This window comes from Salinibacter sp. 10B (assembly GCF_002954405.1).
Classification (GTDB): domain Bacteria; phylum Bacteroidota; class Rhodothermia; order Rhodothermales; family Salinibacteraceae; genus Salinibacter.
Genome location: NZ_MQWC01000004.1, coordinates 1,789,073 through 1,807,567 on the forward strand (window position 1 = coordinate 1,789,073; position 18,495 = coordinate 1,807,567).

At 63.1% G+C, this 18,495-nt stretch carries 13 protein-coding genes; 4 read left to right on the top strand and 9 right to left on the bottom strand.

Annotated elements, in window-relative coordinates:
• Positions 1 to 9 precede the first annotated feature (9 nt).
• The 5 genes from BSZ35_RS07525 to BSZ35_RS07545 are packed head-to-tail and all read right to left on the bottom strand — an operon-like array spanning position 10 to position 5,572.
• The gene (locus BSZ35_RS07525) at positions 10 to 378 is read right to left on the bottom strand and encodes an NADH-quinone oxidoreductase subunit K (protein WP_105011860.1); all 369 of its coding nucleotides are present in this window, start codon (positions 376 to 378) and stop codon (positions 10 to 12) included.
• Between the two features lie 12 nt (positions 379 to 390).
• Positions 391 to 3,219 carry a hydrogen gas-evolving membrane-bound hydrogenase subunit E gene (gene mbhE, locus BSZ35_RS07530; RefSeq protein ID WP_105011861.1) on the bottom strand — a complete coding sequence of 943 codons (2,829 nt, stop codon included), beginning with the start codon at positions 3,217 to 3,219 and terminating at the stop codon, positions 391 to 393.
• Positions 3,220 to 3,265: 46 nt separating this feature from the next.
• Positions 3,266 to 3,646 carry a monovalent cation/H(+) antiporter subunit G gene (gene mnhG, locus BSZ35_RS07535; RefSeq protein ID WP_181149232.1) on the bottom strand — a complete coding sequence of 127 codons (381 nt, stop codon included), beginning with the start codon at positions 3,644 to 3,646 and terminating at the stop codon, positions 3,266 to 3,268.
• Between the two features lie 7 nt (positions 3,647 to 3,653).
• Positions 3,654 to 3,926 (bottom strand): monovalent cation/H+ antiporter complex subunit F, encoded by a 273-nt coding sequence (locus tag BSZ35_RS07540; RefSeq protein ID WP_105013773.1) that lies wholly within the window; start codon positions 3,924 to 3,926, stop codon positions 3,654 to 3,656.
• A 14-nt stretch (positions 3,927 to 3,940) separates the two neighbouring features.
• The gene (locus BSZ35_RS07545) at positions 3,941 to 5,572 is read right to left on the bottom strand and encodes a universal stress protein (RefSeq protein WP_146110027.1); all 1,632 of its coding nucleotides are present in this window, start codon (positions 5,570 to 5,572) and stop codon (positions 3,941 to 3,943) included.
• Positions 5,573 to 6,069: 497 nt separating this feature from the next.
• Here BSZ35_RS07545 and BSZ35_RS07550 point away from each other — a divergent pair, with 497 nt between their 5' ends.
• Complete coding sequence (locus BSZ35_RS07550) at positions 6,070 to 7,320, top strand: NAD(P)/FAD-dependent oxidoreductase (protein WP_105011864.1); 1,251 nt, start codon at positions 6,070 to 6,072, stop codon at positions 7,318 to 7,320.
• 28 nt (positions 7,321 to 7,348) lie between these two features.
• A complete protein-coding gene (locus BSZ35_RS07555; protein ID WP_105011865.1) occupies positions 7,349 to 7,780 on the top strand; it encodes a hypothetical protein in 432 nt (143 codons plus the stop codon).
• 74 nt (positions 7,781 to 7,854) lie between these two features.
• On the opposite strand, the gene BSZ35_RS07560 is transcribed toward BSZ35_RS07555, so the two are convergent.
• Positions 7,855 to 11,871, bottom strand: a complete 4,017-nt coding sequence (locus BSZ35_RS07560; protein ID WP_181149233.1) for an ATP-binding protein — start codon at positions 11,869 to 11,871, stop codon at positions 7,855 to 7,857.
• A gap of 604 nt (positions 11,872 to 12,475) precedes the next feature.
• On the opposite strand from BSZ35_RS07560, the gene priA reads away from it, so the two are divergent.
• Together priA and crcB are read left to right on the top strand one after the other, a co-directional pair.
• A complete protein-coding gene (gene priA, locus BSZ35_RS07565) occupies positions 12,476 to 14,956 on the top strand; it encodes a primosomal protein N' (RefSeq protein ID WP_258096129.1) in 2,481 nt (826 codons plus the stop codon).
• A gap of 354 nt (positions 14,957 to 15,310) precedes the next feature.
• The gene (crcB, locus tag BSZ35_RS07570) at positions 15,311 to 15,691 is read left to right on the top strand and encodes a fluoride efflux transporter CrcB (protein WP_105011867.1); all 381 of its coding nucleotides are present in this window, start codon (positions 15,311 to 15,313) and stop codon (positions 15,689 to 15,691) included.
• Positions 15,692 to 15,922: 231 nt separating this feature from the next.
• Here the strand turns inward: crcB and BSZ35_RS07575 are convergent, their stop codons facing one another.
• The 3 genes from BSZ35_RS07575 to BSZ35_RS07585 form a co-directional block, all read right to left on the bottom strand.
• Positions 15,923 to 16,645, bottom strand: a complete 723-nt coding sequence (locus BSZ35_RS07575) for a TonB family protein (protein ID WP_105011868.1) — start codon at positions 16,643 to 16,645, stop codon at positions 15,923 to 15,925.
• 95 nt (positions 16,646 to 16,740) lie between these two features.
• The gene (locus BSZ35_RS07580) at positions 16,741 to 17,574 is read right to left on the bottom strand and encodes a L,D-transpeptidase family protein (protein ID WP_181149234.1); all 834 of its coding nucleotides are present in this window, start codon (positions 17,572 to 17,574) and stop codon (positions 16,741 to 16,743) included.
• A gap of 131 nt (positions 17,575 to 17,705) precedes the next feature.
• Positions 17,706 to 18,458 (bottom strand): HAD family hydrolase, encoded by a 753-nt coding sequence (locus tag BSZ35_RS07585; RefSeq protein WP_105011869.1) that lies wholly within the window; start codon positions 18,456 to 18,458, stop codon positions 17,706 to 17,708.
• Positions 18,459 to 18,495: the final 37 nt, after the last annotated feature.

Sequence of the window (18,495 nt, forward strand, 5' to 3'; positions counted from 1 at the left end):
GGGTGAACGTCAGAAACCCACAGCATCGCCGTCCTCGGACTCCTCCGAAAGGACGTCCACATCCAGCGTGCCAAAGGTGGCGTAGGTGCGGTACAGGAGCACGAGGGCAAACGCGACCAGTCCGAACCCGATCACGATGGCGGTGAGGACCAGGGCCTGGGGCAGCGGATTTGCCATGGTCGCCTCAGGGGCAGAGAGCCCCTCCGGCACAATGGGCGGCGCGGCCCGCAGTGTGCGCCCCGCCACCAGCACGACCAGGTTTACGGCGTTCGATAGCAGAATGACACCGAACAGCATCCGCAGCATTGATCGCTGGAGCAGCAGGTACACCCCTGCCGCCGTGAGCACGCCGACCAGAAGAGCAAGAAGCGTATCCATTTCAGAAGCGGGTTACAGTGAGGAAGAGGACGGAGCCCCTTCGATCTTGTGTGGAGAAGGAGGAACCGAACGACGGTCCGTTGGAGGGTCCGAGCCCCGCTCCTCCTCTGCCGGACGAGCATCAAGCACCCGATCCAGCGCCAGAATGATTGTGAGCGTGAAGCCCACGACGACACTGAACACGCCAATGTCGAACAGCAGCGGCGTGCCGAGTTTGATGCCGCCGAACGAAATCCACTGCCCCGTCAGGAACGGAAGGTTTGCAGTAAACACGCCGACGAGTCCGCTCGCGACGGCAATGGCGAGGCCCACGCCCAGCGCCGTTCGGGGCGATCCGCGCAACAGTCGCTCAGTGGCCGCCCGGCGGTGGGCCAGCAGGTAGAGCACGACGGCCGACGCCGCAAAGAGCCCACCGATGAAGCCGCCGCCCGGCTCGTTGTGGCCGCGCCAGAGCATGAACAGAGAGGCCAAAATCAGGAGCGCCAGCAGCAGTCGCGCGCCCGTTCGCAGCACAATGGACGGCACCGCGATGGGCGGCAGGGACGGCCCGGCGACCCTCAGCCCGCGAAGAAGCACGAGGGCCCCAAGCGCCGCAATCGCGAGCACCGTAATCTCGCCGAGCGTGTCCAGCGCCCGGAAGTCCACCAGAATGACGTTTACCACATTGCGGCCAAAGCCCTGCGGCACACTTTGGGTCAGGAAAAAGTCCGAGACCCGTCCGTCGAACGGCTGCTGCAACACCGCCAGTAACAGAAGCGTCACCGTCCCCCCCACACCCAGAGCAAGCGGAACGGCGTAGCGTCGTCGTTTTCGGGGCTCGCGCTGAGGCATCCGTCCCGTTGCCGCCAGCACCGCCAGCGCAATCACGACGAGGAGAATCTCCACCAGCACCTGCGTCATCGCGAGGTCCGGGGCACTCAGCAACACGTACAAAAGCGCCAGGCCGAGGCCCGCCACGCCCAGGCTGGGGAGCGCCACCAGTGGCGCGCGCGCCCACGCTGCCGCCAGCGCCGCCGCCGCGATGAGAAGAGCGAGTCCCGCCTCGTGCGGCAACACCTCCGACAGCCCCGAAAGAGACACGAATGTGCCGGTGCGTAGCACGAGCGTTCCGCCCACCAGCGCCACGATGACGCCAAAGAGGATCCCGAGATACCGGCGCACGCTGGACACCTCCACGAACCGGCGCAGCCTCCCACCGAGCGCGAATGCCCCCTCCAGCACCAGAGCATAGCCCCGCGCCGGCCCCGCCACGGTCAGCCGATCGAGCGTCGTCAGCCGCGCCCGAATCCGAGGCCACAGCAGGTACCCCCCCACGCCGAGCACCATCGTGGCGATGCTCAGATAGAAGGCCGTATTCACGCCGTACCAGAGTGCAAGCTGAATCTCCACCGGCTCCCCCGCCACGACCGCCACCGCAGGCGCCACTAATTCTGCCATCAGCCCGGGCGCTATGCCGAAGAGCAGACCCGCCGCCCCAACGAGCAGCGGACCAATCCACATCGCCAGCGGGACCTCGTGCCCGTTTCTCCCCTCCGGCGTTCGTCGCGATCCGAAGAACGGCCGCAGCACGAGCATCCCCGCTGCCACCACGGTGAGGGCATTTGCAGTTACGGCGATGGTGGGCAGCAACCAGTCCAGATTCTCCACGCCCAACTTTGCCTTGTAGGCCAGTTCTTTTCCCACGAAGCCAAAGAGCGGCGGCAGTCCAGCCATCGATAGCCCGGCCAGCACCGCCGCCAGGGCCGTCCACGGCAGCACGGACCGAAGCCCACTCACCTGCAGGAGGTCGCGGGTGCCGGTGCCGTGCTCCACCGATCCGGCGACCAAAAACAGCCCACTCTTGTAGAGGGCGTGCACGAGCAGAAAAACGATCGCCGCCTTGATGCTCGCGTCGTAGCTGAGGCCGAGGAGCACTACAAGAGTGCCGAGCGCCGTAAGCGTCGAATACGCCAGTACCTTCTTCAGGTCGGTGTGGCGTAGCGCCCCGATCGCCCCGACGAGCATCGTCGCCCCGCCCACGACGGCCAGCGTCCAGATCCACGCGCCCGTGCCCCCCAACACCGGGTCGAGGCGGGCCAGGAGGTACACGCCCGCCTTCACCATCGTCGCAGAGTGCAGGTACGCACTCACCGGCGTCGGCGCGGCCATCGCGTTCGGCAACCAGAAGTGAAACGGCACCTGGGCCGACTTCGCAAACGCCCCGATCGCGATGAGCACGAACGCCGGCAGATACAGCGGATGTGCCTGCACGTCCGCTCCCCGCGTCAGGAGCGTCGACAGTTCGAACGAGCCGCCGGCCGCGCCCAGCAGGAGAACCCCCGTGAGGAGCGCCAGTCCGCCGCCGCCCGTCACCAGGAGGGCCTGCAACGCCGCTTTTCGGGCCGTCTCGCTCTCGTGCTTAAAGCCGACGAGCAGATACGAGCAGAGGCTCGTCCCCTCCCAAAAGACAAACAGCAGGAGCAGGTTGTCCGCCAGCACCACCCCCAGCATCGACGCCAGGAACGCAAAGAGGATCGCAAAGAAGCGGCCGAGGTCGCGATGCCCGTCGAGGTACCGTCCCGCATACACCACGATGAGCGTTCCAAGGCCGGTAATGAGCAAAGCAAACAGCAGGCTGAGGCCATCCAGCAGAAAGGACAGTTCCACGTCAAGGGTGGGCACCCAGGAGACCGCCTCGCGAAGGCCCGTCCCTGCCGTGGCCTCGGGCAGATAGGCCAAAAACCAGACAAAGAGCCCCACGGGTCCGAGGGCGAGTGCCCAACCGGCCTGTCGACCCGCAACACGGACGAGGAGTGGAGCGGCCGAAGCCCAGAGCAATGTGAGAAGAAGTGCGAGCGCCATGAGGAATCGAAACGCGAGCGAAGGGGACGGAAACTGTGGAACGGACTTACCGAGAAACAGGCATTGTGCGCGCTTCAGACTCGGCGAGATCGTCGGCAAGGTCGTCCACCTCCGTGTGCTCCCAGAGCTGTGCCTCTCCGGCATGGTAGGCCGCGTGGGCAATCACGTGGGCCGCGATGGGGGCCGTGAGCAGCAGGAAAATGAGCGTTGCCAGGGCACGCGCCACCACGCTTGGCTCCGGCATCGCCACGGCGACGGCCACCAGGCACAGCCCAGCCCCCAGCGTACCCGCCTTGGTGGCGGCGTGCATGCGCATCAGGAGATCGGGAAGGCGAAGCAGGCCCACGGCCGTCACCAGTACGAAGAGCGCCCCAAGCAGAAGTAGAAGATTGGCAATCATGAGCGAAGAACGAGAATAGGAGAGCATCTCCGCCTCACCGGTGAACAGAACGCCGCTCGACGAAGTGACCGAACGCCACGGTGCCCACGAATGAGACGAGGGCAATCACGAGCGCCGCATCCAGCAGCGCCGTGGTGCCCGCCGCCACGGTGTAGGTGGCAATCAGTCCGATCGCAACCGCCGAAAGGACGTCCAGGGCTACTACGCGATCGGACACGGTTGGCCCCCGAATCAACCGAACCAGAATCAGGCCCATCGCAGCAACCAGGAGGGTGAGCCCAATGAGGGGGACGAGGGGAAAAGACATCGGCAGCATCGAGATTATTCCGTGGTCTCAGCTGCCTCAATCGGACGCCGATCCCTACGATCTGCGAGGCGTCGGGCCCGATCGATTACGGCGAGCACGGAGTATTGGCCCTGGGTTAGCACGGAACGGACGACTCGTGAAAGGGGGACGCGCCCGGCCCGACTCTCAGAGTGAGCGGCAACAATGACGAGATCCGCCCCCACCCGCGCCGCCACATTGGGAACAGCAAACCAGGGGTCCTGCAATCCCAGCATCACGTTGACGCGATCAACCGGCAGGCCGGTCAGACGCACGCGCTCCTCCAGCCAGGTCTCCATGGCCGGCACCACCGTTGCCTCCACGTTGTCCGTCCAGGCAGAAAATCCGGGGACAAATTCGCCCCCCGGCTCACGCCGCACGCGCCCCCGCATCGACAGATCGATGGCATGGAAAATGGTTACCTCGGCGTCGTATCGCTCAAGCAGTAGCTTCGCCCAGCCGAACTTCTCGTACCAGATGTCGCCGGTGTCTACTGCCACCAGGATGTGCCGAATGCCGTCGCTGGGGGGCTCGCGAAGGAGAAGTACCGGGATTGGCGTGCGCTCCAACAGACGCTCCACTGTGGACCGCTGCAACGCCTTGTCCTCGGGGGTCGACACAACCAGCAGGTCGGCCGCCATTTTGCGGATTTCCTGCACAAGGTCGACCTCTGGATTCACCGCAGTCAGGGAGAGTCCTTCTTGCAGCGTCGGCAGATGCCGAGTCATCCACTCCTGGAAGCGCCCGGTGGAATCTGAACCAAGGGCAGCCGTCGCCACGCGGCGCAGACGCAGGGGCGCTCGACGCCACAGTGCCGGCGGCACAAGGAGCGTTGGGCACGCCACCTGCAGCGTTAGTTCCGTCGCCGGACTGCCAGTCCAAAGCCGCTTGAGTCCTCGTCGGGCTTCCGCCGGAACCACCAGCAGGTCGACCGCCGCTGCAGCGGTCCACTCCGACACGGCCGTCACCGGATCGGGTCCGTCACACACCACCGCCTCTACCCTCGTCTCCGCGATGAACGAGGCCTCGGGACCTGCCAACGTCACGATGCGATCCCACTCCATCGCGAGCCGGTCGCTCTCGTCGTCCTCGGACGACACGTAGACCAGCGAGAGATACGCCTCGGGGGCATTTGCACTGAGGAAGGGAAGCCACTCAGCCGCCAGCCACGCCGCGCCGCGGGTTGCCGGAGAAAAATCGACCGGAACGGCCACGTGTCGAAGCGGGAGGGCAAAGGGCTGCGACACTACGAGGCAGGGCACATCCGCAGAGCGGACGACCCGCTCGGCTGTGGTGCCGCGCCAGCGAGCGGTGGTGCCGGTGCCGCGGTGCGGCCCCATGACGATGAGATCGGCGTGCACGGCCGCGGCCCGGACCAAAATGCCGTGGAACGGTCGATCAAACTCAACGGCCAGGTCGATTCCCTCGGCAGTGCCGAGGAGCTCGTGAACGTGCCTCTGCAGCGCATCGGCTAAGCGGTCTTCACTGGCATCCTCCCCAAGTGGACCGACGTGCACAACGTGCAGTGAGGCGTCGAACGCACGCGAAAGGACAGCTGCAGCCTGAAGGGCAGAGGTGCACTGCTCGGTTAGATCCGTCGCGGCGAGCACCGAACGAACAGCAATCATAAAAATCTCCTCAGGAAAAGTGGTCCGTCGCTCGGCGATGGAAGCGGCCGATCCGGCCTCATTCCGAGAGCGACGCGGTTGAGAAACGCCCAATCCTCGACTGAGCAGGGCATACGGACCAAGAAGGACGTGACAGCCTCGCCATTACGTCCCTGCACGACGTTCAAGCAATACATGACTAACGGCCAAGCGCCATTGCCGCACATTCGCGCGGTCCCGATGTGTCATCCACGTGTTGTAGCGTCGGGTGCTCATCGTTCGTGCAAGAAGAGCCAAGAGAAGATTCTCCGCAGTGAATGTTCGAGCCGATTCAACCCCCAACCCATCCCCCGGTTGCCAACAGGGACCGACGTTTCCCCGAAAGACTGCAACGGACATGACAATTCAGCAGAAGAGGGCGGGGCACGGAAACGTAACAAACCCATGGGGCGGAATTTGCATTTCTACTGTATGTTCTTCGCACCGCCACTTTCAGCTTCTCCTGTTTCTTCAGAGACATGGACACCCCCGACGTGCTCGTCATTGGGGCCGGCCTCGCCGGGCTGGCCTGCGCCCGCCATCTGCATCGACGCGGCCGGTCGGTCCAGGTGTTAGAAGCATCCGATCGCGTTGGGGGACGCGTCCGCACCGAGCGAGTCGACGGGTTTCGGTTAGATCGGGGCTTTCAGGTGATGCTGACGGCCTACCCGGAGGCTCAGTTGGCCCTCGACTACGATGCGCTCGATTTCCATGCCTTCTACGATGGCGCATTAGTGCGGTACAATGGCCGCTTCCACCGCATCGCCGATCCGTTCCGGCATCCCTTCGACGTGCCGCAAACCCTCTTCAGTCCCATCGGCACGGCAGCCGACAAGATTCGCGTGGCACGCATTCGCCGCCGCCTCATGCATCTTACGGTACCGGAAATCATGGAACGGGAGGAGCAAACCGCCCAAAAGGCACTGGAAGAGCGCTGGGGGTTTTCGTCGAGCATGATCGACCGGTTTTTCCGTCCGTTTTTCGGGGGCATCTTTTTTGACCGGACCCTGGGGGCGTCGAGTCGTATGTTCGAGTTCCTGTTCAAGATGTTTGCGGAGGGGCGGACGGTGCTCCCGGCGGGCGGGATGGAACAGATTCCCAAGCAGATGCGCGCGCCTCTGCCCGACGAGGCCGTTCAGCTCCACACGCAGGTCGAGGCGATTGACGACCAAACGGTCATCCTCGCGAACGGCAAGACGATGGAGGCCTCCTCCATCGTGGTCGCAACAGAGGCCCCGGAGGCCGATCGGCTCGTGGGCGGGATCGAGACGAGAACGGGCCGCTCAACGGTGTGCCTTTACTATGCAGCCCCAACCTCCCCTCTCGACGACCCAATTCTCGTCCTCAACGGCGACGGCGTTGGTCCCCTTAACAACGTTGCCGTTCCGTCGGACGTGGCTCCCGGCTACGCCCCGAACGGGAGGACCCTCATCTCGGCTGTGGTGGTGGACCCTGCTTCGGAATCCGACGACAAACTGGAACGGGAGGTCCGGGCGCAGTTGATCGACTGGTTCGGGCTCGACGCCGGCGGATGGACACACCTCGATACCATGCGCATTCCGTACGCCCTGCCCGATCAGTCCCCGCCCTTCCTCTCCACTCCCCAGCCCGAGCTGCGCCACCGTCCCGGCCTCTACGTCTGCGGCGACCACCGGCGCACCGGCTCCATCAACGGCGCCATTGCAGCGGGACGCGATGCCGGCCGGGCCGTGATTGCCGACCAATCGTGATCGCTCTTCTCCGTCGTCCCACTTTGGAATGATACTTCTCCTGGTGCACGCCGCTGCCACCCTCACCATGTGGGGCGTGATCCTGGTGGTGCAGCTGGTGCACTATCCGCTCTTCCGGCACGTAGGCCCCACGTCGTACGAGACCTACCAGTCCGAGCACATGCGGCGCATCACCTGGATTGTGGCTCCCGTCATGACGACCGAACTCGTTACGGCTGGGTGGCTGGCCTGGCAGGTCCCATCCGGCGTGCCGACAGGGTTGGCCTGGACGGGCCTTGGCCTCGTGCTTTTCATCTGGGCCACGACCGGCCTTCTGCAGGTTCCCCTCCACTCTCGTCTGCTCCACGGCTTCGACGCGGAGGCCCATCGCCGCCTCGTGCACTCCAATTGGCTCCGAACGGGGGCCTGGACGCTGCGGGCCGGCCTTGCACTGTGGATGCTCGGGCACGTCCTTCCCTGACGACCTACCGCCCCACCGTCAGCTTGCGGGTCTTCCAGTGAGACACGTTCTACGCAACACGAGAATGGATCCACTCACCCCACCGCCTCGACGTACTCGGAAGGGGGCTGTCCGAAGTGCTTGCGAAAGCTGCGGCTGAAATAGGAGAGACTACTGAAGCCAACCGCATAGGCAACCTCGCTGATCGTCCCCTCGCGTTCACGCAGCAGCCGGGCGCCATGCTCCATTCGCACCTCTTGGATGAACTGCGACGGCGTGCAATCAATCTGATCCTTGAGTCGCCGATAAAGCGTCGACCGGCTCACCGCCACGCTGCTCGCTAGCTGGTCGACACTGAAATCAGGGTCGGCCAGGTGTTCCTCAATCGCCTCGCGTACCTCGCGCACAAAAGCAGACTCGTTCGCCGTGGCCGTGGGAATCACGAGTTGCGGCGGATCGTCGTCGGCTCCCCTTTCTCCATCCCCCTCCGCCGAACCCCCTCCGTCCCCCCGTTGGTGCTGCAACTCCTCGCGAATGCGACGGCGAAGACGTCGACGTACGCTAATCATACCCGCAACACGAGCCCGGAGAACATCGGCATCGAACGGTTTCGCAATATAGTCGTCGGCCCCCGCCTCCAGTCCTTTCTGCTCGTGCGCGGATTCGGCCCGGGCTGTAAGAAGCACAACAGGGATGGACTCGGTGGTTGCCTCTTGTTTGAGCTCTTGCACCATCGCAAGGCCGTCCATTCCAGGCATCATTACGTCGGCCACGATGCAGTCGGGAAGTACGTCACGGGCCGTTTCCAGGCCATCGGCCCCATTGGCGGCCCCGACAACCGTGTACTCCGGCTCCAACACGGTGCGCACGTAGCGGCGCACGTCGGCATTGTCATCAACGACGAGGACAACCGGCGAATCATGGGTATCGGACTCCGAGCGGGAATTGGGGGAACCAGTCGCCTCGGGAAACGAGGCTCCTTCCGGCGGCGAGGCCTCTGCGGAAGACGAACCGCTGTCCTCTGTCGTTTTCTCCTCAGTAATGTGCTCGTCGGGGAGATGATCGGAGCCATGGGGAAAGCATACTGTGAAGGTGGCTCCCGCCCCCTCTTCGCTGTCGACCCGGATGGTGCCTCCGTGCAACTCTACAAGGTCGTTCACGAACGACAGTCCGATCCCGGCGCCCGCGCGTTCGCGAGATGCAACTGAAGATCCGGCCTGTTCAAACCGATCAAAGATGGTGTCCTTCTCCTGCTCAGGGATGCCGGGCCCCGTATCGGAGACGGCGACACTCGTTTCCGCATCGGCCCGACGCACCGTTATCGTGACCCGCCCTCCCTCGGGGGCAAATTTGATGGCATTGGTGAGTAAATTGCGAAGGATGTGCTCCAGGGCCTCTCGGTCCACGTACACCGGTGAATCCGTCTCGGCCGCCCCCTCCCTCTCCGCCTCAATCGTAAGTGTAAGCCCCTCCCGCTCGGCCAACGGTTTAACGGAACGCGCAATGCGAGCCGCCGCGCCCCCCACGTCGGTCGGACGCGCGTTGAGGTCGTAGCGGCCGGCCTCCATCCGGGACAGATCCAGAAGCTGGTCAATGAGACGCTGGAGACGATCGGTATTGCGTTCAGCCACTGCCAGCGGCGCCGGGTCCGGTGCATCGGACTGTCCGGAGAGGCGATCTCGCATCTGCTGTACGGGACCGCGAATGAGCGTGAATGGTGTGCGAAACTCGTGACTAACATTGGCAAAGAAGCGACTCTTCGCCGCATCCAACTCCTTCAAGCGCTCAGCCTGCTCGGCCAGCTGCTGTTTTTGAGACTCGATTTCTTCCGTACGCTCGGCGACCGTTTCTTTCAGCCGTCGCTGTCGCTGACGGAGGCGACGCGTACGCCACTGCACGGCCCCCACTACAAGCCCAAGGGCACACAGGCCGTAGAGGCCATACGCCCACCAGGTGCGGTACCACGGAGGGAGCACTGACACCGTGTATCGAGCCGTTTGGGTTGTGTCCCCGTAGGCCGTACGGGCACGAACCTCAAAGGTATACGTGCCTGCTGCGAGATTTGCAACGGTCTGCTCTGTCCGATGCGTCCAGGAAGACCAGTCGGCCGTGCGTCCGCGAAGTCGATACTGATATTTGACGGCCGCCGGACGCGAAAGGCTCGGCGTTCCATAACGAATCCGAAGACCGTTCTGCTCAGTGGGTAGGACCGGCCCGCTCGCCTGCCCTCGGAGGGACAGCGCCGAATCTGCCTCAAGGGTAGAGGCCTGCCGGATGCGCACGCGCGGCGGCATGGGCGAACGAGACGCCTCGGGCACGTACCGGATGAGTTCATCCTGCATCCCAAACCAAAGGGTCCGCCCCTGATCTTCTGTCCAAATCACATTCGCCATACGGGATTGGAGGCGATGCAGCCCCCCCGGCGTCCACTGCCACGTTGTGTCGCGCTGCGTCCAGCGGCCCGGCCCTCGGCTCGTAACCCCCCACGTTCGTCCCCGTGCGTCTTGCGTGAGGCGCGTGATGCCGTTGCGCTCGGCGGGCGGGACCTCCACCGACGCGATCGGGGCAAACTGGGGCGTCGGAGCAGAAGAGAATTTCATCAGACCGGTACTCGTGCCAAAGACGAGACGCTCGTTCCACCGCAGCGGATCGACCCGATCCGGCGGAAGACCATGCTCGGGACCAAAATGGTCCACGACGGTCGAATCGCCCTCAACGGGCATACGAATCCGGTATACCCCATCAAAGCTCGTCCCGACCCAGAGCGTGCCATTATCGGCTTCCGCAAGCGTGCGCGCCTCCGTATCAAGCTTCGGCACACGCATCCCAACCCGCCATCCCGTCTGGGTGCGCGTGATCGTCTGCACACCTCGACCGGTTGCCACATAGACTCGTGACGAGTCCCGTCGCGACCGGAGCAGACTGTATACATGATTTGCCTCCAAAAGCGGACGCATCGTCCCGTCCAGGCCCCGTACGCTGAGCCCATTCACCGTCCCGACAAGCAACTCTTTGCCCATCGAGAGCAGGGTCCAGCTCTGTGTATTGACGGCCGTCCTGGAAAATGTCGCCGTCGAGTCGTCCGACGGCTCCAGGCGGAACGTGCCCTCGAGGGTGGCAGCGTACAGCGTATCTCGGTGTCGCGTAATGTCCTCGACCGCCCCGTGTAGACCCACGGAGGCTCCATACTCCGTAAATGGGGCCGCAAGGTCGTAGCGCAGGAGCCCTCCGTCCATGAGTGCCCACAGCCCTCCCTCCCGATCAGCGTATACGCCGGGTACCGGCTGATTTCGTGCCCGCAGCCGCCGCCGGAGGTCGCCATCGGGACCCAACAAGAGCAGCCCCTTATCGATGGTCCCGATCGCGATGCTCCCATCGGGGCGCGTCGTCACCTTGCTGATCCACGCCGAACGGAGAAGGTCATCAGCAGTGGTCTCCAGGGACCGGAAGGTCCCTCCCTCCCGCACGAACATTTGCTCCGGCGTCCCGACAAGCAGGCCGTACCGCTCATGCCCCGTAACGTACGACACGGTTTTGTCGGCGAAAAAGGCCCCACCCGGCGCACGGCGAAGAGAATCTCCCTGTACAGTCATGAGGCCACGCCCGGGCACTCCGACGAAGAACGTATCGCGGGCGACCCCGCCCATATCGAACGCCACCGAGTCGGGCGCCCACGACTGCATTGTATTCGTGTCCGACTGCCAGCGAAAAAGACGACGATACGACTGAAAGTACACGCCCGTGCTCGTCGTCTCAGTCCGCCACACGTCCGTGAAGGTCCGGTGCGATTCAGGGACGTGGTCCAGCAGCGAAACGTAGCGAACCTGCCCGACAGAATCGCGCCGAAGCCGTCCAAAATCCCGCTGGGCCCCTACGTACACCCGTCCCTCTTCATCCGCCGCAATTGAACGCGCGATGCTCCGGTTCGCTGTGGGCACCGACTGCCAGGTATGGCCGTCGTAGACAAGTATCCCCCCGGTGTTGGCGACGTAAAAGACTCCGCTCGAATCCTGGGTCGCGTCCCAGTTTTGACGGTGGGCCCCGTAGGTGTCCGGATCAACGTACCGACGGAAAAGGTGTCCCGCCTCGGGGACAAAGTGGGCCCGGGACATTTCAGCCCGCGTTGTATCGGGACCCCCCTGACCCCAAGACGGGGTCGGTAAGAGAACGGGCAACAGAAACAGCCCGAGCACAACGACCAGTGCAGTCCTCCTGCTTTCCCCTCTCCTCGTTGGTCGACGACGTCTGGCCTCACGGACCATGACACTACACGACAATGGAAAGAGCGACAGCCCTTATCCTACAAAACCATTGCCTTCTTCGCCACCTTCTCCCTCACTGTGTAAAACTGAGCCCCATTTTCGTAATTTCTCCATTATAACTCAGTACACCTCTCCGACACTTCGCTGCGGACAGAGGAGAACTCCTAAGAGGGGCGCGTGGTGCTTCTCCAAACGAATCCAAACGCACGGGAACCCTCCCCCAGTAGAGGCAAAAGGCTGAGGAGCATGTAAAAAATTAAGCTTAAAACAGAAATAAAAAAAACATTCAGGAGGGCGTGCTCCCCATAGGTAGCCCACTCTCGTCCGACCATTTTTTGCAAGAGGGAACGGCGCCTTCGACGGCCAATTCGAGAATGACAGTCATTTTTGGACCATAGCCTTGGGTTTTCGGCTGCGGATCCAGAAACGCATCTTCTTTCTCGAATTGTGCCTCGTGCCATTGACCGTTAATGTCGTCCTGCCCATCCCACTCGACCGGGCCTACACGTACCACCTCCCCGATCCCATGACCGATGCGGCACAGGTGGGCTGCCGCGTACTCGTCCCTCTTCGCAACCGGCGCCTGACCGGCGTGATTGTGGAAGAGGGGCCGCCCGCCGACACGCTCGACTTCCAGGTTAAGGACGTTATTGACGTACTAGACGACGTGCCTGCCTGCACGTCGGAGTTGCTCGACCTTACAAAGTGGATTGCCGACTACTACGTTTGTAGCTGGGGCGAAGCGCTCAAAACCGCCCTTCCCGCCGGTACCACCGTCGAAAGCCAGCGCAAGATTCGTCGCACCAACGCTGATCCCGGCGACTGGACTGGGCACGACGTGGGACGTCTCGTCCTCCAAGATTTGCACGAGCACCCCACCACCACTCTCTCCGCTGTCCGCAAGCGGCTCGGTCCCGCCGTGCCGCTGAGTCTTATCCGCCGCATGGCCGCAGACGATGTGATCGAGGTCGAAACGACCCTCTCCGACGAAGCAGTCAGTGCCAAGACGGAGACCCACCTGCGATTCGCCCCGGCGTTTCAGCACCGCGAGGCCGCCGCCGATCTGATCGAGCAGCTACGCGGCCACAAACAGCAGGCCGTCATTCGTGCTCTCGCGGGCTTCCGAGAAGAAGGCGTGGCCGAACCGCGTCAGGCCGACGTGGTCGAGCGCGCCGATGCCTCCTACTCCACCATCCGCAGCCTCGTGGACAAGGGCATGATCGAAAAGGTCGATAAAGAGGTGATGCGCTCTCCCCTCGACGACCTCCCCGACCCGGAGCCGCCCCCCGACCACGATTTGATGGCGGACCAGCAGGACGCCCTCAACGCAATCACCGACGCCGTCGACGCTCATCGCTACGGGACGTTTTTGCTTCACGGCATCACCGGCAGCGGCAAAACGGAAGTCTACATCCGTGCCCTCATGGCCGTGCTGAAACAGGGTCGCAGCGGCATCATCCTCGTTCCCGAGATCGCCCTTACCCCGCAAACGGTGCAGCGCTTCCGTTCTCACTTTGGCGACCAGATCGCCGTCCTGCACTCGCAGATGAGTATGGGGGAGCGCTACGACGCATGGCGGCAGTTGCGCACCGGTCGGGCCCGGATCGCCATCGGCCCGCGCTCCGCCGTCCTGGCCCCACTCGACGACCTTGGCCTCATTGTCGTCGACGAAGAGCACGAAACCTCGTACAAGCAGTTCGACCCAGCGCCGCGCTACCACGCCCGGGATGTGGCCGTGATGCGGGCCCACCTCAACGAGGCAGTCTGCGTTCTGGGCTCGGCCACTCCCAGCCTAGAGAGCACGATGAACGCGCGCTGGGGCAAGTACGAGCGCCTGCCCTTGCCAGAGCGGGTGCCCGACTCGTCGGGCCGCACCGCCACGCTGCCGGAGGTGCGGGTGCTCGACCTCACCGTGCAGCGCAAGAAACATCAACTTGACGGGGCCCTCGCCGACCCGCTGCGCAACGCGATCCGACAACGAGTGGAACGGAATGAGCAAACCATTCTCCTCCAAAACCGCCGCGGCTTTGCTCCGGTGCTGGAGTGCGAAGACTGTGGATGGGCCCCGCACTGCGACGACTGCTCCGTAACCCTGACGCTGCACCGGGGCGGCGGACGCGGACAACTCCGCTGTCACTACTGTGGCCATGCCGCGCAGGTCCCCCGCCAGTGCCCACAGTGTGGCGGCCATGACATCAGCCAGATCGGCGTGGGCACGCAGCGGGTGGAGAACGAACTGGAATCGGTCGTGCCCGAAGCCACCGTCCTCCGCATGGATCGGGACACCACGAGCCAGAAGCATGGGCACCATCAGATCCTGCGACGATTTCGCAACGGTGCCGACATCCTGCTCGGCACGCAGATGATTGCGAAGGGACTCGACTTCAGCCGCGTGACGCTCGTGGGGGTGGTGGACGCGGACGTGGGCCTCCTCTTTCCCGACTTTCGGGCCGAGGAGCGCACGTTCCAGCTTCTTACCCAGGTGGCGGGGCGAGCGGGCCGAGCCGACCTTCAGGGCGAGGTGATCCTACAAACGCGCAATCCCGACCACTCTGCCATCCGGTACGCTACGTCACACGACTACGAGGGCTTTGCCGAAGAGGCCCTCGCCGAACGCCGTCAGTTAGGCTATCCCCCGTTCGGGCACGTAGCGACGGTCGAATTTCGAGGGCCACAGGAGGATCGCGTGGAGCGTCTGGCAGTGAACTGGACCACCACGCTTCGCACTCACGCCGGCCCGGTCGAGGTGATGGGACCGGAGCCCGCCTTTATCCAGCGCGTGCAGAAGCAACACCGCTACCGTACCCTGCTCAAGTCACGAAGCGGCGGGGCCCAGCCGCTCCAAACAGCTCTCCGCCGTTCCCGCAAAGCCGAGGGAACGCCCCCCAACGGCTACCACGTGGCCATCGACATGGATGCACTGGGACTACTCTAAGACGAATAGTGTTCGTGGAAGACGTGGATGCAGAGAGTTGAAGGAAATTGAGACCTCGAAATAATACGGCTTACCGAAGATCATTGTGCATCTGATACCTGCTGCCGAGAATGGGTATGCACTTTGCCGGAAGAGTTTCGGAACCAATGGGTCACGCAGCGCGCTTCGTGACGGACTTCCGTTTTGAATGGAGGAGAAGGGGGGCAAAAGCCCATCGATCCTCCGAAGACAGTATTACTTCGAAACGCTGAACCTTCGTTTTTAATAGCCCCACTCGTTCTAATTGGCGAACAATCCTGCGATTCCCTGTCAGTATAGCGCGAAGGCTTTTGTCTCATCCATCTACTCCGTCCTATGCCCCCCGTCGTATTCGTTGCCCTCGGCGGTGCCTGTGGCGCACTCGCCCGCTACGGCGCCGGCCGCCTCGTCGCCTCGCTGGTCGAGCATCCGTTTCCCTGGGGTACCTGGACGGTCAACCTGCTCGGATGCCTGCTTATCGGCATGACGGTGCCGCTCTTCGGAGCGCTGAGTGGAGCCGAGCGCGCACGGTTCTTTCTCGTCGTTGGCTTTCTCGGGTCATTCACGACCTTCTCCACGTTCAGCCTCGACACAATGGCCCTCTGGAGCAGCGGCCACGGCCTGCTGGGCCTCGCCAATGCTGTGGGAAGTCTCGCCTGTGGCCTCGTCCTAGTGGCCGTAGGACGTGCGTGTAGCGCCTGGCTCCTCGGTCTGTAGCCGCCACAAAAAAAAGCCGAAGCCCAACGGATTGAATCCGCTAGGCCTCGGCTCTATTGCTCCGAATCTCAACAAGACTCGGTACGCAAACCGTCAACTCCGGTCTCGACTAGTAGCAGGCACGCTGGGGGGGGTCGGGTGCTGAATTACACGCTGTGTTGCGTACGGCATTCAGCAGCCTGAGCACAATCCACAAGCCAGCGTTCTACCCGACCTGCCCCCCCCGTCCCACTAGCGCGGAGCGGGAAATGTAGTCGACAGGCGGCCCCACCCGGGATGCGCCGTCTGCTGACCGTCTTCCGTCACGTAGGCCGGGTTCCACTTCGTCTGCGTGGCCGCCTTCATGACGATGGCGTCGAGGATGGGGTGCGTGCCGTCAATAACCTCTACGGCGTCGACCTGCCCGCTCGCCGTCACGTGGAGTTGAATTTCCACATCCCCGCTGTTCTCCTCAGTGCGGAGACTGTCCGGGTACGGAAGGCCGGTGATGCCCTCTTGAATGGCCGGCTGCTCGTAATGCTCGTCGATGGCCTTGAAAGCCGCGGACTTGTGCTTATCGAGCAGCTTCTGCTTAAGCTTGCCACCCTGAACGGCATCGCTGCCCAGCTCCACATTTTCGAGCTCCGGCACAGCATACGTCTCAAAGAGAGAGTCAACAATGGTGGGATTGCTTCGATAGAGCTCCACCAAGCTCCGCTTAACGGCTTTTTGAAACTGTTCCTGGGTAATCGAGCCCCCACTCAAAGCAAACTCTTCGTCGAGAATGCCCATTTTCGACAGGCTCTGCATGTTTTGAAAGACCTGAGACGTATCAACGCCTTGCTTCCACATGCGGGCCTGGTTGCCCTCCCAGCCCGAGGGCGGCGCGGCAGGATTTCCACCGCCGCCCCCACATCCAGCAAGGGCAAGAAAAAGGCCGATGAGTGTGGGGACAATCCAGCGTGGTGCAACCATGAGCGTATAGAATCAGTGGTAGTAGATCGAATGACAACGCCGAGCGGCCAACCATCGTCGGGCCGGTCGCAATGGGTCGTCAGCAACGGTTGTAACTACTCAATCAGTACGGGCGTGCCGACCTCCACAATGGTCCAGAGCGTATTCATGACCTGATTCTCCACAGCAACGCAGCCCTGCGTCCAGTTGGTCTCCCCCCCGGTTCCTTCGCCGTGAATTTCGATCCAGCCTCCGAGTTTGGTATTCATCGGTGGCATCTGTGCCCGTTCTTGGGCCTGCACAATGGCCTCATACTCGCTTTGGGAGATGAGCCCCTGCTTCAGCCCCCGCTCGGCGTCGGCGGTAGTAGGATAGTTGAGAACGAGCGCCTTGTAAAATTCGCTCTGTGGTTTTTTGGCGACGACGTAGAACGGCCCCTCCGGTGTACGCCAGTGATCTCGTCGGTCGGGGGACCCCCGTCGAATCTTGTCGGCGTACGTGTTGTACCCGATGTCCATCTTGTAGGTCTCAACGAGGCGCGGCCCGCGATACACGTGCAGCTGTCCTTCTGCCTTTGAAATTCGGATCCAGACGTTGGACAATGCCGGAGCGGGCACGTAGCCGGTGCGCCCGCCGTCGGTTCGCACGCGGCACCAGTTCTGTTCGCACCCAAGACGACGAAGGGGCGTGCGAATGGGCAACTGCATGACGGGCGCCGTGGAATCGGAGCGGTTGTACAGGGTGGCCCCGCTTCCCACGACGTGCGCAAGGGAGGCGATGTCTGTCTCTTCTGCCCCCACCAGGGCAGCATTTTGAAATGGCGACGTCGCGCGCGCCTCCTCTGGAGCCGTCGCCACCGATCGCTGCGCAGAAGCGGGACGCCCGACTCCCATCATCGCTAGGCCAAGGAGAAAAACGCCGGTTGTGCGAATCCAAAAAGCAGGGGCCATGACGAAGAGTGCTGCGTGCAATACGGTAACAGTATTTGTTGCCAAAGCTCAATTTCTAGCGTATGGGAATGCCCTCCCACAAGCAAGATAGGGACTTCTCGCTGCAAAAGGAAGTTTGAACGCCGCTGCCGTCATCCTTCGTTCAGGTCGAGGCAGTGCTGGTACGCCTCCAACGTCCCGTCGAGCACCGTGCCATCGGTAACGTGATCCACAGCTTTGAGCACCTCCTCGTCGGCGTTGGCCGGGGCAAAGGACGTACCGACCGCAGAAAGGGCACCAAGATCGGAATCGGTGTCGCCGATATAGGCCACCTCCGCCATTTCAACCCCCAGATGCTCGGTCAGCCACTCCAGGCCGTTCCGCTTCGTGATGCCCGGCGGCACCACGTCGACGGACACATCCGTCGAGAAGACGCGAAGGTCCGGCACGCGCGCCTCTACGAATCGCTCCGTCTCCGCGCGCGCCTCTACGATCTCGTCAGGGTCGGGAGAGATGATGCCGGCCTGCGTCCGCTTGGCATGATCGATCGACATCTTGCTGCCGGGAATGCACTCGGTCACGAACCAGTGGTGCACCTCTTCGACCTCCGTCGCGATCTCGTCGGTAAACCGGGGATTCCAGGTCGTCTGGGCCTCGACCGGATCGAAGCGCCCGCCGCCCCCCTCAAACAGCACCGGGACCGTCAGGTCCAGCGCCTGTGTCATCGCCTCAACGTAGGGATAGGGCCGTCCGGAGCAGATCGACACGGCAGGGGTCGGGTGCTCGGCCGTAGGCCGCCCGGCCTCGGCCGCATGGCGCTGGAGCGCCGCCAGTCCCTCCAAGTCATATCCGGTATAGGGTTGGGCCAGGCAGCCGTCAATGTCGGTGACGAAAAGCTTGATCATGAAGACGGGAATGACAGATCATCAAAGCGCGGAGTCG

Bases quoted from the DNA above. Each gene is read 5' to 3' on its own strand.
- BSZ35_RS07550 (WP_105011864.1), top strand. From the start codon at position 6,070: ATGGACACCCCCGACGTGCTCGTCATTGGGGCCGGCCTCGCCGGGCTG.
- BSZ35_RS07585 (WP_105011869.1), bottom strand. From the start codon at position 18,458: ATGATCAAGCTTTTCGTCACCGACATTGACGGCTGCCTGGCCCAACCC.
- crcB (WP_105011867.1), top strand. From the start codon at position 15,311: ATGCCCCCCGTCGTATTCGTTGCCCTCGGCGGTGCCTGTGGCGCACTC.
- BSZ35_RS07555 (WP_105011865.1), top strand. From the start codon at position 7,349: ATGATACTTCTCCTGGTGCACGCCGCTGCCACCCTCACCATGTGGGGC.
- BSZ35_RS07580 (WP_181149234.1), bottom strand. From the start codon at position 17,574: ATGGCCCCTGCTTTTTGGATTCGCACAACCGGCGTTTTTCTCCTTGGC.
- BSZ35_RS07560 (WP_181149233.1), bottom strand. From the start codon at position 11,871: ATGTCCCGGGCCCACTTTGTCCCCGAGGCGGGACACCTTTTCCGTCGG.
- BSZ35_RS07525 (WP_105011860.1), bottom strand. From the start codon at position 378: ATGGATACGCTTCTTGCTCTTCTGGTCGGCGTGCTCACGGCGGCAGGG.
- BSZ35_RS07540 (WP_105013773.1), bottom strand. From the start codon at position 3,926: ATGTCTTTTCCCCTCGTCCCCCTCATTGGGCTCACCCTCCTGGTTGCT.
- BSZ35_RS07545 (WP_146110027.1), bottom strand. From the start codon at position 5,572: ATGATTGCTGTTCGTTCGGTGCTCGCCGCGACGGATCTAACCGAGCAG.
- BSZ35_RS07575 (WP_105011868.1), bottom strand. From the start codon at position 16,645: ATGGTTGCACCACGCTGGATTGTCCCCACACTCATCGGCCTTTTTCTT.
- mbhE (WP_105011861.1), bottom strand. From the start codon at position 3,219: ATGGCGCTCGCACTTCTTCTCACATTGCTCTGGGCTTCGGCCGCTCCA.
- mnhG (WP_181149232.1), bottom strand. From the start codon at position 3,646: ATGCTCTCCTATTCTCGTTCTTCGCTCATGATTGCCAATCTTCTACTT.